Below are 12,640 nucleotides of genomic sequence, written 5' to 3' on the forward strand. Positions count from 1 at the left end.
GCGAGAAGGAGACCATGCCTCGCACACTCGACGACTACGCCGTGTCGCTCGCCGCGTTGAAGGCCTACGACATCACCGGCGTTCGTCCACGCGACCTCCGCCGATTCCGCGACTTCGGCGAGCTGCCCGAAGGGGTGCCCGAGGCCGTCGTCCTCCGGGCCCAACGCATCGTCGAGGAGGAGCGGGACCGCCTGCTGCGCCTGACCGCCGGCTCCTGATCGCTGAGCGAGCCACGACGAGGGTGCCGGCCCACCGGGCCTTTCGCCCGTCGCGGCCCCTCCGTACGGCACGGGTGAGTCGCCCCTGCGCAGTCCCGGGCCGAGCGGGTGCGACCACCGTGGGGTGATCGCCCGCTCGTGACGTCGCCGGCCGTGCCGGCGGTTCGTGGGGATCCGCCGGACAGGACCTAGTTGGTTCCGTTGAGGTAGGCCAGAACCGCCAGGACACGACGGTTCGTTTCGTCCGATGTGTCGATCGACAGCTTGGCGAAGATGTTCGTGGTGTGCTTGCTCACCGCGCCCTCCGATACGAACAGGCGGCCTGCGATGGCCGCGTTGGAGCATCCCTCCGCCATCAGCTCCAGGACCTCGCGTTCGCGCGGGGTCAGCTGGGCCAGCGGTTTGTCCCGCACGTTGCGGGCGAGCAGCTTCGAGATCACTTCGGGGTCCATCGCGGTGCCTCCCGACGCGACCCGGCGGACCGCGTCCACGAACTCGTCGGTGTTGAAGACGCGGTCCTTGAGCAGATACCCCACCGCGCCGGTGCCGTCCGCGAGCAGTTCGCGGGCGTAGAGCTGTTCGACGTACTGCGACAACACCAGGATCGGCAGCCCCGGGACCTGCCGGCGGGCCTCCAGGGCGGCCTGGAGGCCCTCGTCGGTGAAGGTCGGCGGGAGCCGGACGTCGACCACCGCGACGTCCGGCTTGTGCTGCACCAGGGCCCGGAGCAGTTCGGGCCCGTTGTCCACGGCCGCGACGATCTCGAAGCCGTGCGCCTGGAGCAGGCGGACCAGCCCGTCCCTCAGGAGGGCGAGGTCTTCCGCGAGGACAAGTCGCACGGCAGCTCCATGATTACAGTCGTCGGGCCGCCCACCGGGGAGTGCAGGGCGAGCGTCCCGTCGAATGTATCGAGTCGGCGCTGGATGCCGCGCAGTCCCGTGCCCTTCATCAGATCGGCGCCGCCTTCGCCGTCGTCGGTGACCGTGATCCGCAACGAGCCGTCCGTGTACGTGAGATCGATCTCCACGTGCCGGCCGCCGGAGTGTTTGGCCGCGTTGGTCAGCACCTCGGTGACCGCGAAGTAGGCGGCGGACTCCAGCGGGAGTTCGGGCCGGCCCGGCAGCGAGACGTTGACGTTGACGTCGAGCGGGCTCTCCAGGGCCACCGCGCGCACCGCGTCGGCCAGGCCCCGGTCGGACAACACCGGCGGGTGGATGCCCCGGACCAGGTCGCGCAGTTCGTGCAGCGCCTTCGCGGACGCCTCGCGGGTCTCGGCGAGCAATACGCGGGCCGCGTCGGGGTCGGTCTTCATCAGCGCCTCCGCGGCGCCCAGGTTCATCCCCATCGCGACCAGGCGGGCCTGCGCGCCGTCGTGCAGGTCACGCTCGATCCGGCGCAGTTCGGCCGCCGAGGCGTCCACCGCGTCGGTCCGGCTCTCGGTCAGGTGCTGGACCCGCAGCGCCAACTCGGCCTGCTTGGTGGGGGCGAGCAGGGAGCGGTTCCACAGACCGTTGACCCGGGCGAACCAGGGCGCGAGGGCGAGGCCGGCGGCCACCTGGACCAGGCCCCACGGCACCGCGAGGCCGGCCCGCTGCACGCTGTTCACCTTGATGAACGTGTACCACTGCGCGTCGTCGACGTGCCGGTAGGCCACCTCCCACAGGAACGGCATCAGCACGCCGTGCAGGCCGTTGACGATCAGCAACATCGGGAAGCACGCGATCAGCAGGCTCGACGGCAGGTAGAGCAGCGCCCACAGCAGGTCCCGCCAGGTGGCCGCCTCGGTGATCATGCGCTTGGTGCGCGCCCACAGCCCGGTCACGCCGCCGCCCGTGGGCAGCCGCCGGTACGGGGTGTCGATCGGAACGTGCGCCCACGAGCGCATCGCCTTGCGGGTCACGTTGGCGGTGGCGCGCAACAGCAACATCAGGGGGAAGAAGAACAGCAGGCCGACGCCTATCGGCAGCAGCGCCATGAACACGACGCAGGTGATGAACAGCGCGAGGGCGGGGACCGAGAGGAAGACCAGAGCGAAGCCGCGCCAGGCGCACAGCAGCGCCCAGCCGAGCCGCCACCGGGTGGCCGGCGGGGCGGCTCTGTCGGGCGTGAGCGTGCTCATGGGGTCCTCCCGTGGATCTGCCTGACTGCTGGTGTCATCAGTGTGTCGGGCGCCGACCGGGCAGGTCACGGGGGAGGCACCCCGAACCGGGGTGGGCCTGGGCCCACCCCGGTTCGGGGTCAGCCGGCGATGTCGGACAACAATTCGGCGAGGTCCTTCGGGCGCGAGAACATCGGCCAGTGACCGGTCGGCAGGCTGTGCACCGTGCGCTGCTCGGCCGCGGCGAACTCGGCCATGAACGGGTGCCCGGCCGCGATCATCGCCTCGACCTGCGCGGCCGGGAACAGGCAGGTGATCAGGTGGGCCGGCACCCGCAGCCGGGCCGGGTCGGCGACCCGCTGCGCGCTCACGGCCACGGCGTACGGCTGGGGCATCGCGCGGGCGCGCAGTTCGGCGAGGTCGGTGTCGGACAGGCCGTCGAGCATCACCGGGTCGGCGGCCGGGTCCCAGGGGTAGATGTAGCGGCCGTCGCCGCGAGCGGCGACCTCGGCCTCGATCCGGGCCCGCTCCTCGGGCTCCTGGAGGTCGACGAACGAGACGCCGGCGGCCACCGGGCCGGCGTCCACGTAGACGATGCGGGCGATCCGCTCCGGGATCCGGTCCAGCGCCTCGTACGCGGCGAACGCGCCGCCCGAGTGGGCGGCCAGGACCACGTCGGTGAGGTCGCGCGTGGTGATCTCGTCGACCAGGGCCCGGGACTGGGCGGCCAGGTCGACGCCCGTCCCGTCGGTGCGGTCGGGCTCCAGGCCGGGCAGGGTGATCGCGACGACGTCGTGGCCGGCGGCGCGCAGCGGTTCGGCGACCCGGTCCCAGGCCCACGCGCCGAGCCAGTAGCCGGGCACGAGAACGATGTTCGCCATGGTGATGCTCCTCGATCGTGGTTCGGTGTTCGTCCTGCGCTCGGGATCCTGTCGCGTGTACCTGACAGATCACGACAGGTTTGATACCGGGATTGGCACGCGTCGGGGGTTTCCGGTGCCTCAGAGCCAGTTCCGGCGCTTGAAGATCAGGTAGAGGACGGCGCAGACCACGAGCATCAGGCCGATCGCGTACGGGTAGCCGTACGCCCAGTGCAGTTCGGGCATGTGGTCGAAGTTCATCCCGTACACGGTGCCGATCAGGGTCGGTGCGAACAGGATGGCCGCCCACGCGGAGATCTTCTTGACCTCCTCGTTCTGCGCGTTGCTGGCCGCGGTGAGCTGCTTCATCTCCTCGTTCTGGGCCTGGGTCACCACCACCGCGTTGACCCGCATGATGCCTTCGAGCAGTTGGCGAAAGCCGACCACGCGCTCCACCGCGATCGTCGCGTGGTCTTGGACGTCGCGCAGGTAGCGGCGCAGCTCCTCGTCCACGTGGTACTTGTCGAAGCCGGTGGACAGGTCGGCGAGCATGAGCAGCAGCGGGCGGGTCGCGCGCTGGAACTCGATCACCTCGCGGGAGAGTTCGTAGATGCGCCGGGAGACGTTCGGGGCGCCGAGGAAGGCCTCCGCCTCGATCTCGTCGATGTCGTTCTGCAGTCCGCCGACGACCGGGGCGTAGGCGTCCACGACGCTGTCCAGGATCGCGTAGAGCACCGCCTCGGGGCCCTGGCGCAGGAGTTCGGGCCGTTCCTCCGCCCAGCGGCGCACGGCGGACAGGTCGGGGGACTCGGAGTGGCGGACGGTGACCACGAAGTTGCGGCCGAGGAAGACGTGCAACTCGCCGAAGTCGACCTCCTCGACGTCGTCGAGGTAGCGGGCGGCGCGCAGGACGACGAACAGGGTCTCGCCGTAGCGTTCGAGCTTGGGGCGCTGGTGGGCCACGATCGCGTCCTCGACGGCCAGCGCGTGCAGGTCGAACTCCTCGGCGGCGGAGAGGAGTTGGCTCTCGGAGGGGCGGTACAGGCCGATCCAGGCCATGGCGCCCGGGCGGGCGTGCAATTCGCGGTAGGTGTCGGCGAGGGTGGTCGGCGAGGCGACGCGTACCCCCTCCACGTAGATCGCCGTGTCGATCAGGCTGTGCTCGACGGGCGGGGGCTCGGGGGTGTCCGCCGCCCGGGGGTCCATCGAGCGCTCGGGCGGTTCGGGCGTGCCGTGCCTGCGGGCGCGGAAGGGCAGACGCCGATCGGACATGCGGGGCTCCGGACACTGGGCGGCGACGAGCACGGACACCACATCGGGCCGCTCGCGCCGGGAGTCGCGGTCGGCTCTCCTTCGTATTGTCCATATTTCCGCGCAGATATCGCGTATGTATGCCATTCAGGGCATAGCCCGGTTTGGGCCCGTGGGGATCCGTCGGGGATGCGCCGGGTGGGCTGCGGCGGAAACCGGCCGGGTCGGGGCGGATCGAGGCGCCCCGGCCCGGCCGGAGTCGGGCTACGGCAGCACGAACGGCCCCTTGCCCATCTGCTGCCGCACGGTGACCACGGGCGGGTTGACCAGGCCGCGGCGCTGCCAGTTGGCGCCGTCCACGACCAGGGTGTGCCCGGAGACGAAGCGGGCGTAGGGCGAGGCCAGGAACGTCGCGGCCCAGCCCAGTTCGCGCAGCCGGCCGACCCGCATGGCGGGCTGGCACGGGTCCTTGTCGTGGGTGCCGGCGAGGTTGCCCTTGATGTCGGCGGTCATGTCCTCGTGCGGGAACAGGCCCGGGACCAGGCCGTTGACCTGGATCCCGTACGGGCCCCACTCCACCGCGAGCGTCTCGACCATGTTCTTCACGCCCGCCTTGGCCGCCGCGCTGTGCGCGAAGCCGGGGCCGCCGGTCCAGGCGTAGGACGCGCCGATGTTGACGATCGAGCCGGGGGTGCCCGCCGCCAGGTGTCGGCGGGCGAATTCGCGGGCGCAGAAGTAGGTGCCGTTGAGGGTGATGTCCACGACCGTGCGCCAGGCGTTGGGTGACATCTCCTCGGCGGGTACGGGGAAGTTGGCCGCGGCGTTGTTGATCAGCACGTCGGGCGGCCCGAAGGATTCGACCGCCGCGTCGAAGGCGGCGGTGATCTGCTCGGGTTCGCGGATGTCGCAGCTCACGGTGCGGACCTTCGCGCCGGTTTCGGCCAGCGTCTCGCGGGCCGCCGCCAGGTGTTCCTCCTTGCGACTGGCGACGACGAGGTTCGCGCCGAGGCGGGCGAATTCGAGGGCGATCGCCCGGCCCAGGCCGGTGCCGCCGCCGGTGACGAGGACCGTACGGCCCGCGTAGGTGCCCGCGGGCAGCGCGCTCGCACCGAGCGCGGGCGGCTCGGGCAGGCCGATGATGCCGTCGGACGCCCCGCGCGTTGCGCTCGTCCCGGTCGTCTCGGTCATGGGTCAGCTCCCCGTGTAGTGGGCGGGCCGCCGTTCGGCGCGCGCGGCGCGGAACTCGGCGTAGTCGTCCGACTTGTTGACGAAGGTCTGGGCGATCAACTCGTCGGCCATCGAGGCACGCACCGCGGGTTCGGCGAGCCGGGCGAGCGTCCGGCGGGCGGTCTTGATCGTCACGGCCGGCGCGGCGGCGATGCGCTCGGCCATCTCGCGCACGGTGGCGTCCAGCGCGTCGGCGGGCACCACGCGCGAGACGATGCCGTGCGCGTACGCCTCGGCGGCGTCCATCGGCCGCCCGGTCAGCACCAGGTCGGCCGCCACCCCGTGGCCGCAGATCTGGAACAGGCGGGCCACCCCGCCGGTGTCCGGGATCACCCCGTGGGTGGTCTCCGGGAGCATGAACCGGGCGCCCTCGGCGGCGACCCGGATGTCGCACAGCAGCGCACGCTGGAAGGACGCGCCGATCGACCAGCCCCGGCAGGCGACCAGCACCGGCGCGTCCAGGTCGAACAGCTGCTGGATGCCGCGATGGCCGCGCGTCATCAACTCGTGGTGCGTGTCCTCGACCCGGTGACCGCCGATCGAGGACACGTCGCGGCCGGAGGAGAAGGACTTGCCCTCCCCGCGCCAGATCACCGCCCGGATCTCGGGGCGCTGCCGCAGTTCGCCGAGGATGCGCCAGAGCAGCGCGTCCATCTCGTCGTCGAACGCGTTGTGCCGGTCCGGGTTGTTGTTGGTGATCGTCGCGATCGGACCGTCGTAGTCGAGGAGCAGCTTGTCCGCCATGACACCCTGGGATATCCCAACGGTGCACAGGAATCGAGAGGCGTGGGCCCGGGGGCCGCGCAAGCGGCCAAGATCACAGTCGGCCGCGCGGGCGGCGGCGCCCGGTCAGGGGTTGCGCTGGGTCAGGCCGTAGAAGTTGCCCTCGTTGTCGCGGAAGGTGGCCCACCAACCCCATTCCTGCTGCGCGGGCTTGTCCGGGAAGTCGATGCCCCTCGCGCTCAGCTCGGCGTAGGTGCGTTGCAGGTCGTCGCAGGTGAACAGGACGTTGTTCAGGCTGCCGACCTTCTCCATGTCGAAGCGCTGACTGAACAGGATCAGCGTGATGCCGTCGCCCGGGGCGCGGACCTCGATCCAGCGCGGGCTGCCGGCCTCGCCCATGGGGGTGTCCAGCACCTCCTCGAAGCCCATCTTCTCGACCCAGAAACGTTTGGCCGCGTCCTGGTCGCTGACGTTGAGCGAGACCTTTCCGACCTGCAATCCGAGCTGCGACATGCGAACTCCTTCGGCTGGGGCCACCGGCCGTCGGCGGCCCGGCTACCGGTGTTCGACCGGCTCGCCGAACAGTGCCTCCTGACCGACCGTCGCAAACAGCTTTCCCGCCGCGTCGAACAACCGACCGTGCACCGTGCCGTGCGTGCCGTGCAGCGTGGTGCCCTCCTGGTCGAACAACCACCACTCGTCGGCGCGGAACGGGCGGTGGAAGCGGATCGTGTGGTCCAGGCTGGCCCGCGGCATCCAGCGTCCGGCCAGGGTGTCCGCGTGCGGCAGCACCAGCGCGTCGAGGAAGGTCAGGTCGGTCGCGTAGGCGACGGCGCACGCGTGCAGCAGCGGGTCGTCCGGGAGTTCGCCGTCGGTGCGACACCACAGCGCGTTGTGCGGCGGGCGGGCGGTGAACGTCTCGTCCGCCCAGGTCGGCGGGTCGACGAAGCGCATGTCGATCGGGTTGTACCGGACCAGGCCCGGCCGGCGCAGCGGACCGCGCAGCGTGTCCAGGAGCCGTTCCAGGGTGGGCAGCGTGTGCGGGTCGGGCGCGGCGGGCGCGCTCGGGGCGTGGTCGAACGGGCTCTCGGGGCGGGTCACCCGGAAGGACGCGACCAGGTGTACGACGATCCTGTCGCCCTGGAGCACGTCGACCCGACGGTGGCTCAGCGTGCGTCCCTGGAGGGTCCGGGTGACCCGGTAGGTCAGCGGCAGCGTCGCGTCGGCCGGCCGCAGGAACGAGGCGTGCAGCGAGTGCGGCACCCGGTCCGCGTCGACGGTGGCCCCGGCGGCGGCCAGGGCCTGGGCGACGAGCCAACCGCCGAACACTCGGAACGCGTCAGGATCGGGACTTTTACCTTCGAAAAGGTCGAGCTTGAGTCTGCTGGGCTCAAGTTTCTCGGAATTGAGTGCGGAAGGCTCAACTTCGGTGGCCTCCGGTCCACTACCCTCGGCCCCCTCGGGCCTGAGTCTGGTGGGCTCAACTTCTGCGACGAATCGGCTGACGGCGCTGCTCATGGCTGCAAGTAGAGCAATGACGGCCGCGACACCGACGACGAGGGGCGTGGTGACGGCGTGGCGTGGAGTGGGGTAAAAGTGTTCCGGGACCGCAACGCGGGCCTGTATCTGAGCGGGGTGGTGATCTCCGGTTTCGGCAGCAGCGCGATGACCCTGGTCGCCGGGGTCTGGGCCAAGACGCTCACCGGATCGGACAGCATCGCCGCACTGATGGCACTCGGCGTGTTCGCGCCGAGCCTGATCGGCCCGGTGCTCGGCGCGTTCGCGGACCGATGGCCGGCCAAACGGCTGCTCGTGGTGGTCAACATCGTGCTCGCCGTACTGCTCACCGCCACCCTCACCGTGCGGTCCGAGGCGCAGGTGTGGATCCTGTTCGCGGTGATGCTCGGCTACGGCTTCGGCTTCGTACTGATCGATGCGGGGGAGTCGACCGCGCTCTCCGCGGCGGTCGCGCCGGGCATCCTGGGCGATCTGAACGGGCTGCGGCTCAGCGCCTCCGAGGGCATGAAACTGATCGCCCCGCTCGCGGGCGCGGGCCTGTTCGCGTGGTCGGGCGGACACACCGTCGCGCTGCTCGACGCCGGCACGTTCGTGCTCGCGGCGGGGGTGTTCATGCTGATGCGCTTCGAACAGCCCGTGCGGGAACGGCGGGCGACCGGATGGGTCGCGGAGACCTCGGAAGGGGTGCGCCACCTGTGGGCGCACCGGCCGCTGCGCCGGCTGGTGGTCGCCGGCGGGCTGGCGATGGTGGTGTCGGGGATCAGCGGCGGGGCGGTCTACGCCGTGGTCGACGAGGGGCTGGGCCGCTCGCCGGAGTTCGCCGGGGTGCTGTACATGGCCCAGGGCGCGGGTTCGGTGGCGGCCGGGCTGGCCGCCGGCGCGCTGATCCGGCGGCTGGGCGCGAAGGGGTTCGCGGTGCTCGGGCTGGTGTTGTTCGCGATCGCGGTGGGGCTGCGGGCGCTGCCGTGGTTGCCCGCGGTGGCCGCCGGCAGTGTGCTGAACGGGTTCGGGTTGCCGGCGGTGCACGTGGCGGCGATGACCGTGTTGCAGCGGGAGACGCCGACGCATCTGGTGGGCCGGGTCGCGGCGACGGCCGGGACGATCATGTTCGCGCCCACCGCGTTCGCCGTGCTCGGCGTGGCGGGTCTGTTGGTCGTGGTGGACTATCGGCTCATCCTGCTCGGGGCCGCGGTGCTCGGTGTGGCGGTCGCGCTGTACTGCGCGGCGGGGCGCGGGGAGACGGGACCGCCGGCGGAGGCGACGCCGGCGACCGCCCCGGAGGATTCGCGGCATATGTGACGTACGCATGTCCTAGGTGTCGGGCATGTGGCCACCTACGATGATCCGCATGTATGAAGCGGCGGAAATCCCGGCGGAGCTGATTGCCCTTCAGCGGGACCGCGACCACGCGGCCGAGGTGGTCATCACCTTCGCGCGCGAGAACCCGGGGCGACTGGACGCCGAACTGACCCGGCAGTGGTCGGCGGCGGTGCGCGCGGAGCGCAACGCCATACACGCGCTGCACGCGCACCCGATGATGGTGCTGGGGCCGAACCGGTTCAAGGTCATGCGCGCGCTGCGGGCCGCGGCCCGGCTGTCCTGACGACGGTCCGGGCCGGACAGGGGCAAGAGGGTGCCGGACCGGACCGTCGAACCTCGAAGGCTACGCGCCCGGTCCGACATCCAGGCTCCGCTCGAACCGCATCCGGTCCCGACCGGGCCCGTCCAGGTCCGCGACCGGTCCGTGCACGGTGAAGCCCATCGTCGTGTGGAAGCGGACCGAACCGGTGTTGCCCGGACCGGTGATCGCCCGCACCCGGAGCCGCCCGGCCGCCCGGGCGAGCGCGAAGAAGCGCTCGTACAGCTCGGCCGCCAGGCCCGATCGGCGCAGGTCCGGGCGGACGGCGACGAAGTGGACGTACGCCTCGTCGACACGCGAGGGCGAGAGCAGACCGATCAAAAAGCCGCCGAGCCCGTCGACGTCCTCGGCGACCAGGCTCGTGGTGTGGAAGTGGTCCAGGAACAGGCGGGGCAGGGCGGGGGTCATCGGCCGGCCCCACCAGTCGTCGACGACCGCGGCGATGGCGTCGTAGTCGTCGGCGCGGGCGGCGCGGATCGTCGGTGCGGTCATGCGGTGGCGCTCCCTGGGCAAAAGGTCCGGCGATAGTTCTGCGGCGTGGTGCCGCGGCGGCGCAGGAAATGGTGGCGCAGCGTCGCCGCGCTGCCGAAACCGGAGCGCTCCGCGACCGCGTCGATCGACAACGCGGTCTCCTCCAGCAACTCCTGGGCGAGCAGCACCCGTTGTGCGATGAGCCAGTCGTAGGGCGTGGTGCCGGTCTCCTGCTGGAAGCGGCGGGCGAAGGTGCGCGGGGACATCAGCGCGTGCTCGGCCATACGCTCGACGGTCAGGTCCCGAGCCAGGCGCTCGGTCATCCAGGCGAGTGTGGCCTGGAGCGGGCTGCCGGTCGGCCCGGGCAGCGGGCGGGCGATGTATTGCGCCTGGCCGCCCTCGCGGTGCGGCGGTACGACCATGCGGCGCGCGATCGCGTTGGCGACCCGGCTGCCGTCCTCCAGCCGGACCAGGTGCAGGCAGGCGTCGATGCCGGCGGCGGTGCCGGCGCTGGTGATCACCCGGCGGTCCTCGACGTAGAGCACGTCCGGCTCGACCACGGCCCGGGGGAACAGCCGGGCCAGGCGGTCGGTGTACTTCCAGTGCGAGGTGCAGCGGCGGCCGTCGAGCAGGCCCGCCCGGGCGAGGGTGAACGCGCCGGTGCACACGCTCATGATCCACGCGCCCCGGGCCTCGGCCGCCCGCAAGGCGTCCAGGAGCACCGGGTCGGAGGCCACCCGTTCGTCGTGCTCGACGGCGGCCGGGATGGCGATCAGGTCGGCGTCGGCGACCCGGTCGAGGCCGTGTTCGGCGTACAGGTCGTAGCCCGCCTTGGTGCGCACCCGGCCGGGGGTGACCGCGCAGACCGCGAAGTCGTAGACCGGGCAGCCCTCCTCGCTTCGGTCGATGCCGAACACCTCGCACAGCACCCCGAGTTCGAAGGGTGCCACCCCGTCCTGGACGATCACGACCACATTGCGCAGCATGCGACCAGCATGCCGGCGCGATGATCGTGAGGACAGGGTGTGAGTGGCAGGATGTTGCGGTAATCAGGCAGTCCAGCCACTCGATGCATGTGCAAGCAAATGGCATGCTCGGGGTATGACGGTTCTGGCGATTTTCCTGGTGATCACGGTGATTCTCGGTGTGCTGTCCGCCCTGGGGCGGTCGGCCGATACGCGCGATGGGGGCAAGTCCCCGTCGTGGCACCACTGATGCGGTCCGGCACGGGGCCGGACATGCGAAACGCGCGCCCGGACGGGGGGACCCGGCCGGGCGCGCGTGATGTTTCGTGAGATCAGCTGCGGCGCTTGAGGGCGCGCCAGACGAAGTAGAGGACGATCGCGAGCACGATGATGCCGATGATCGCGAAGATGAACTTCCCGGCCTTCTTGAAGAAGCTCTTCTTCTTTTTCTTCGTCTTCTTGGCCGGGTGCAGCTGCGGAACCGAGGCCCGCTGGGCGGTGGTTCGAGCGGAGGTGTCCGCGAGCGTCTGCACACCGGTCGACACGCCGGTCGCGGTGAGCGAGGTCTGCGTCGAGGCGGACGAGACCTGACGCACCTGCGCCCGGTCGGGTGCGGCCTGTGCGGGCGCCGCGGTCAGGACCGCCGCGAACACGGCGAGCAGGATCGGACCGGCGAGACGCCGAAGAAAACGTTGAACCATCTGGACAAGCCCCCATTTCGAACCCCGCGGAACACGCGCCTCGCGGTGTCGCCCCGGCCCCGTGGTGGGCCGACGGCGGGACGAAGCTACCCGACACGCCAGTGTCCACGTGCAGAAAAGGGTCAAGATTTGGTTTGGACGCCCCCCATGCGACACGTGTCAACGCGGCTTCCGCTACGCTCACGCTTCATCAGGTTGTGGTGGCTCGGGCGCCGGTGAGGGGTGCCCGAGCCTCCCAATTTCTCTGCCCGAGGCGACTTTTGCCTTGCCGGCGTTGTGCTCGTGGCGTCGACAAAGCCGCGGGTCGGGCCGCTACCACCGAAGAAGCCCGGTGCCTGCGCCCCGCTCGTTGTGCGTCCGTGCGATGCCACCCGCCGGGTCCGACAGTGCGGTGGTGGGCGGTCGGCGATCGGGTGGCCTGCTACCAGGCGATGGCGCGGGTGACGGAGACGACCAGGACCGATCCGCTGACGTCGTAACGGATCACGACGCCGGAGATGGTGGCGTCCCGGCGGTCGCGGTCGGAGCCGACCTGGGTGGAGCCGTGCCCGTAGGGGTCGTTGCCGATGGTCGAGTCGACCGTCGATTTGAAGGCGCGGATCCGGGCGGCGGACAGGGGCTTGAGGCCGTCTTCCGCCTCGTCGGAGTACTGGACGTAGTAGCGGCTCATCGGGGGACCGCGTTTCCGTCGCTGTCGGTCCACTGGGCGAAGCCGAAGTCACCGGCCTTGATGCGGCGGGACGCCTCGTCGTCGTCCTCGTGGGCTTCGGGCGGGAGGGCCCAGTCGATGAGCGCCCGGCGTTCGAGCTGGTCGAGGGGTGTTTCGTAGATGACCTTGTCGAACTCCTCGCGCCGTTCCTCGGGGAGTGCGGCCCGGATCTCGGCGAGGGTGTTCGGCAGCTCGATGCGCTCGCCGCGGACGACGGTGGTTCTGGGCATGGGCGCCTCCTCGGATGTCGGGGTTCCCAG

16 protein-coding genes are annotated in these 12,640 nt (G+C 71.0%); 3 read left to right on the forward strand and 13 right to left on the reverse strand.

The window, feature by feature from the left end; translation table 11 throughout:
* Positions 1 to 14 precede the first annotated feature (14 nt).
* Positions 15 to 218 carry a hypothetical protein gene (locus ACH4XV_RS05365; RefSeq protein WP_395786903.1) on the forward strand — a complete coding sequence of 68 codons (204 nt, stop codon included), beginning with the start codon at positions 15 to 17 and terminating at the stop codon, positions 216 to 218.
* Between the two features lie 188 nt (positions 219 to 406).
* Here the strand turns inward: ACH4XV_RS05365 and ACH4XV_RS05370 are convergent, their stop codons facing one another.
* The 8 genes from ACH4XV_RS05370 to ACH4XV_RS05405 all read right to left on the reverse strand — a co-directional run bounded on the left by ACH4XV_RS05370 (position 407) and on the right by ACH4XV_RS05405 (position 7,706).
* Complete coding sequence (locus tag ACH4XV_RS05370; protein WP_126640582.1) at positions 407 to 1,057, reverse strand: response regulator transcription factor; 651 nt, start codon at positions 1,055 to 1,057, stop codon at positions 407 to 409.
* On the reverse strand, positions 1,021 to 2,337 hold the full coding sequence (locus tag ACH4XV_RS05375; protein WP_395786904.1) for a sensor histidine kinase: 1,317 nt from the start codon (positions 2,335 to 2,337) through the stop codon (positions 1,021 to 1,023). Before ACH4XV_RS05375 ends, ACH4XV_RS05370 begins: the two co-directional genes overlap by 37 nt.
* A 119-nt stretch (positions 2,338 to 2,456) precedes the next feature.
* Positions 2,457 to 3,197, reverse strand: coding sequence for an alpha/beta fold hydrolase (locus ACH4XV_RS05380; RefSeq protein WP_395786905.1), 741 nt, complete (start codon positions 3,195 to 3,197; stop codon positions 2,457 to 2,459).
* Between the two features lie 120 nt (positions 3,198 to 3,317).
* A complete protein-coding gene (locus ACH4XV_RS05385) occupies positions 3,318 to 4,448 on the reverse strand; it encodes a magnesium and cobalt transport protein CorA (protein ID WP_395786906.1) in 1,131 nt (376 codons plus the stop codon).
* A 243-nt stretch (positions 4,449 to 4,691) separates the two neighbouring features.
* On the reverse strand, positions 4,692 to 5,615 hold the full coding sequence (locus tag ACH4XV_RS05390) for an SDR family oxidoreductase (protein WP_395786907.1): 924 nt from the start codon (positions 5,613 to 5,615) through the stop codon (positions 4,692 to 4,694).
* Positions 5,616 to 5,618: 3 nt separating this feature from the next.
* Positions 5,619 to 6,398 (reverse strand): enoyl-CoA hydratase/isomerase family protein, encoded by a 780-nt coding sequence (locus ACH4XV_RS05395; protein ID WP_395786908.1) that lies wholly within the window; start codon positions 6,396 to 6,398, stop codon positions 5,619 to 5,621.
* A gap of 105 nt (positions 6,399 to 6,503) precedes the next feature.
* On the reverse strand, positions 6,504 to 6,890 hold the full coding sequence (locus ACH4XV_RS05400; protein ID WP_380000703.1) for a VOC family protein: 387 nt from the start codon (positions 6,888 to 6,890) through the stop codon (positions 6,504 to 6,506).
* A gap of 42 nt (positions 6,891 to 6,932) precedes the next feature.
* Entirely contained in the window at positions 6,933 to 7,706 is a 774-nt protein-coding gene (locus tag ACH4XV_RS05405) for an acyl-CoA thioesterase (RefSeq protein ID WP_395786909.1), read from the reverse strand.
* Positions 7,707 to 7,952: 246 nt separating this feature from the next.
* Here ACH4XV_RS05405 and ACH4XV_RS05410 point away from each other — a divergent pair, with 246 nt between their 5' ends.
* On the forward strand, positions 7,953 to 9,194 hold the full coding sequence (locus tag ACH4XV_RS05410) for an MFS transporter (protein ID WP_395786910.1): 1,242 nt from the start codon (positions 7,953 to 7,955) through the stop codon (positions 9,192 to 9,194).
* A gap of 49 nt (positions 9,195 to 9,243) precedes the next feature.
* Positions 9,244 to 9,498, forward strand: coding sequence for a hypothetical protein (locus tag ACH4XV_RS05415; protein ID WP_395786911.1), 255 nt, complete (start codon positions 9,244 to 9,246; stop codon positions 9,496 to 9,498).
* Positions 9,499 to 9,558: 60 nt separating this feature from the next.
* Here ACH4XV_RS05415 and ACH4XV_RS05420 read toward each other — a convergent pair whose 3' ends face one another.
* The 5 genes from ACH4XV_RS05420 to ACH4XV_RS05440 all read right to left on the reverse strand — a co-directional run bounded on the left by ACH4XV_RS05420 (position 9,559) and on the right by ACH4XV_RS05440 (position 12,610).
* The gene (locus tag ACH4XV_RS05420; RefSeq protein ID WP_395786912.1) at positions 9,559 to 10,026 is read right to left on the reverse strand and encodes a GNAT family N-acetyltransferase; all 468 of its coding nucleotides are present in this window, start codon (positions 10,024 to 10,026) and stop codon (positions 9,559 to 9,561) included.
* Positions 10,023 to 10,991 (reverse strand): helix-turn-helix domain-containing protein, encoded by a 969-nt coding sequence (locus tag ACH4XV_RS05425; protein WP_395786913.1) that lies wholly within the window; start codon positions 10,989 to 10,991, stop codon positions 10,023 to 10,025. The genes ACH4XV_RS05420 and ACH4XV_RS05425 overlap by 4 nt, the downstream gene beginning before the upstream one ends.
* Before the next feature lie 311 nt (positions 10,992 to 11,302).
* Positions 11,303 to 11,671 (reverse strand): hypothetical protein, encoded by a 369-nt coding sequence (locus ACH4XV_RS05430; protein WP_395786914.1) that lies wholly within the window; start codon positions 11,669 to 11,671, stop codon positions 11,303 to 11,305.
* A 421-nt stretch (positions 11,672 to 12,092) separates the two neighbouring features.
* Positions 12,093 to 12,341 carry a hypothetical protein gene (locus ACH4XV_RS05435; protein ID WP_395786915.1) on the reverse strand — a complete coding sequence of 83 codons (249 nt, stop codon included), beginning with the start codon at positions 12,339 to 12,341 and terminating at the stop codon, positions 12,093 to 12,095.
* Entirely contained in the window at positions 12,338 to 12,610 is a 273-nt protein-coding gene (locus tag ACH4XV_RS05440; RefSeq protein ID WP_395786916.1) for a hypothetical protein, read from the reverse strand. The genes ACH4XV_RS05435 and ACH4XV_RS05440 overlap by 4 nt, the downstream gene beginning before the upstream one ends.
* Positions 12,611 to 12,640 lie beyond the last annotated feature (30 nt).

The sequence above is a fragment of the Embleya sp. NPDC020630 genome (genome assembly GCF_044334985.1).
Lineage (GTDB): Bacteria > Actinomycetota > Actinomycetes > Streptomycetales > Streptomycetaceae > Embleya.

Excerpts from the sequence above, each read along its gene's own strand:
- ACH4XV_RS05365 (WP_395786903.1), top strand. The coding sequence starts at position 15 with ATGCCTCGCACACTCGACGACTACGCCGTGTCGCTCGCCGCGTTGAAG.
- ACH4XV_RS05375 (WP_395786904.1), bottom strand. The coding sequence starts at position 2,337 with ATGAGCACGCTCACGCCCGACAGAGCCGCCCCGCCGGCCACCCGGTGG.
- ACH4XV_RS05380 (WP_395786905.1), bottom strand. The coding sequence starts at position 3,197 with ATGGCGAACATCGTTCTCGTGCCCGGCTACTGGCTCGGCGCGTGGGCC.
- ACH4XV_RS05385 (WP_395786906.1), bottom strand. The coding sequence starts at position 4,448 with ATGTCCGATCGGCGTCTGCCCTTCCGCGCCCGCAGGCACGGCACGCCC.
- ACH4XV_RS05390 (WP_395786907.1), bottom strand. The coding sequence starts at position 5,615 with ATGACCGAGACGACCGGGACGAGCGCAACGCGCGGGGCGTCCGACGGC.
- ACH4XV_RS05395 (WP_395786908.1), bottom strand. The coding sequence starts at position 6,398 with ATGGCGGACAAGCTGCTCCTCGACTACGACGGTCCGATCGCGACGATC.
- ACH4XV_RS05400 (WP_380000703.1), bottom strand. The coding sequence starts at position 6,890 with ATGTCGCAGCTCGGATTGCAGGTCGGAAAGGTCTCGCTCAACGTCAGC.
- ACH4XV_RS05415 (WP_395786911.1), top strand. The coding sequence starts at position 9,244 with ATGTATGAAGCGGCGGAAATCCCGGCGGAGCTGATTGCCCTTCAGCGG.
- ACH4XV_RS05420 (WP_395786912.1), bottom strand. The coding sequence starts at position 10,026 with ATGACCGCACCGACGATCCGCGCCGCCCGCGCCGACGACTACGACGCC.
- ACH4XV_RS05425 (WP_395786913.1), bottom strand. The coding sequence starts at position 10,991 with ATGCTGCGCAATGTGGTCGTGATCGTCCAGGACGGGGTGGCACCCTTC.
- ACH4XV_RS05430 (WP_395786914.1), bottom strand. The coding sequence starts at position 11,671 with ATGGTTCAACGTTTTCTTCGGCGTCTCGCCGGTCCGATCCTGCTCGCC.
- ACH4XV_RS05435 (WP_395786915.1), bottom strand. The coding sequence starts at position 12,341 with ATGAGCCGCTACTACGTCCAGTACTCCGACGAGGCGGAAGACGGCCTC.
- ACH4XV_RS05440 (WP_395786916.1), bottom strand. The coding sequence starts at position 12,610 with ATGCCCAGAACCACCGTCGTCCGCGGCGAGCGCATCGAGCTGCCGAAC.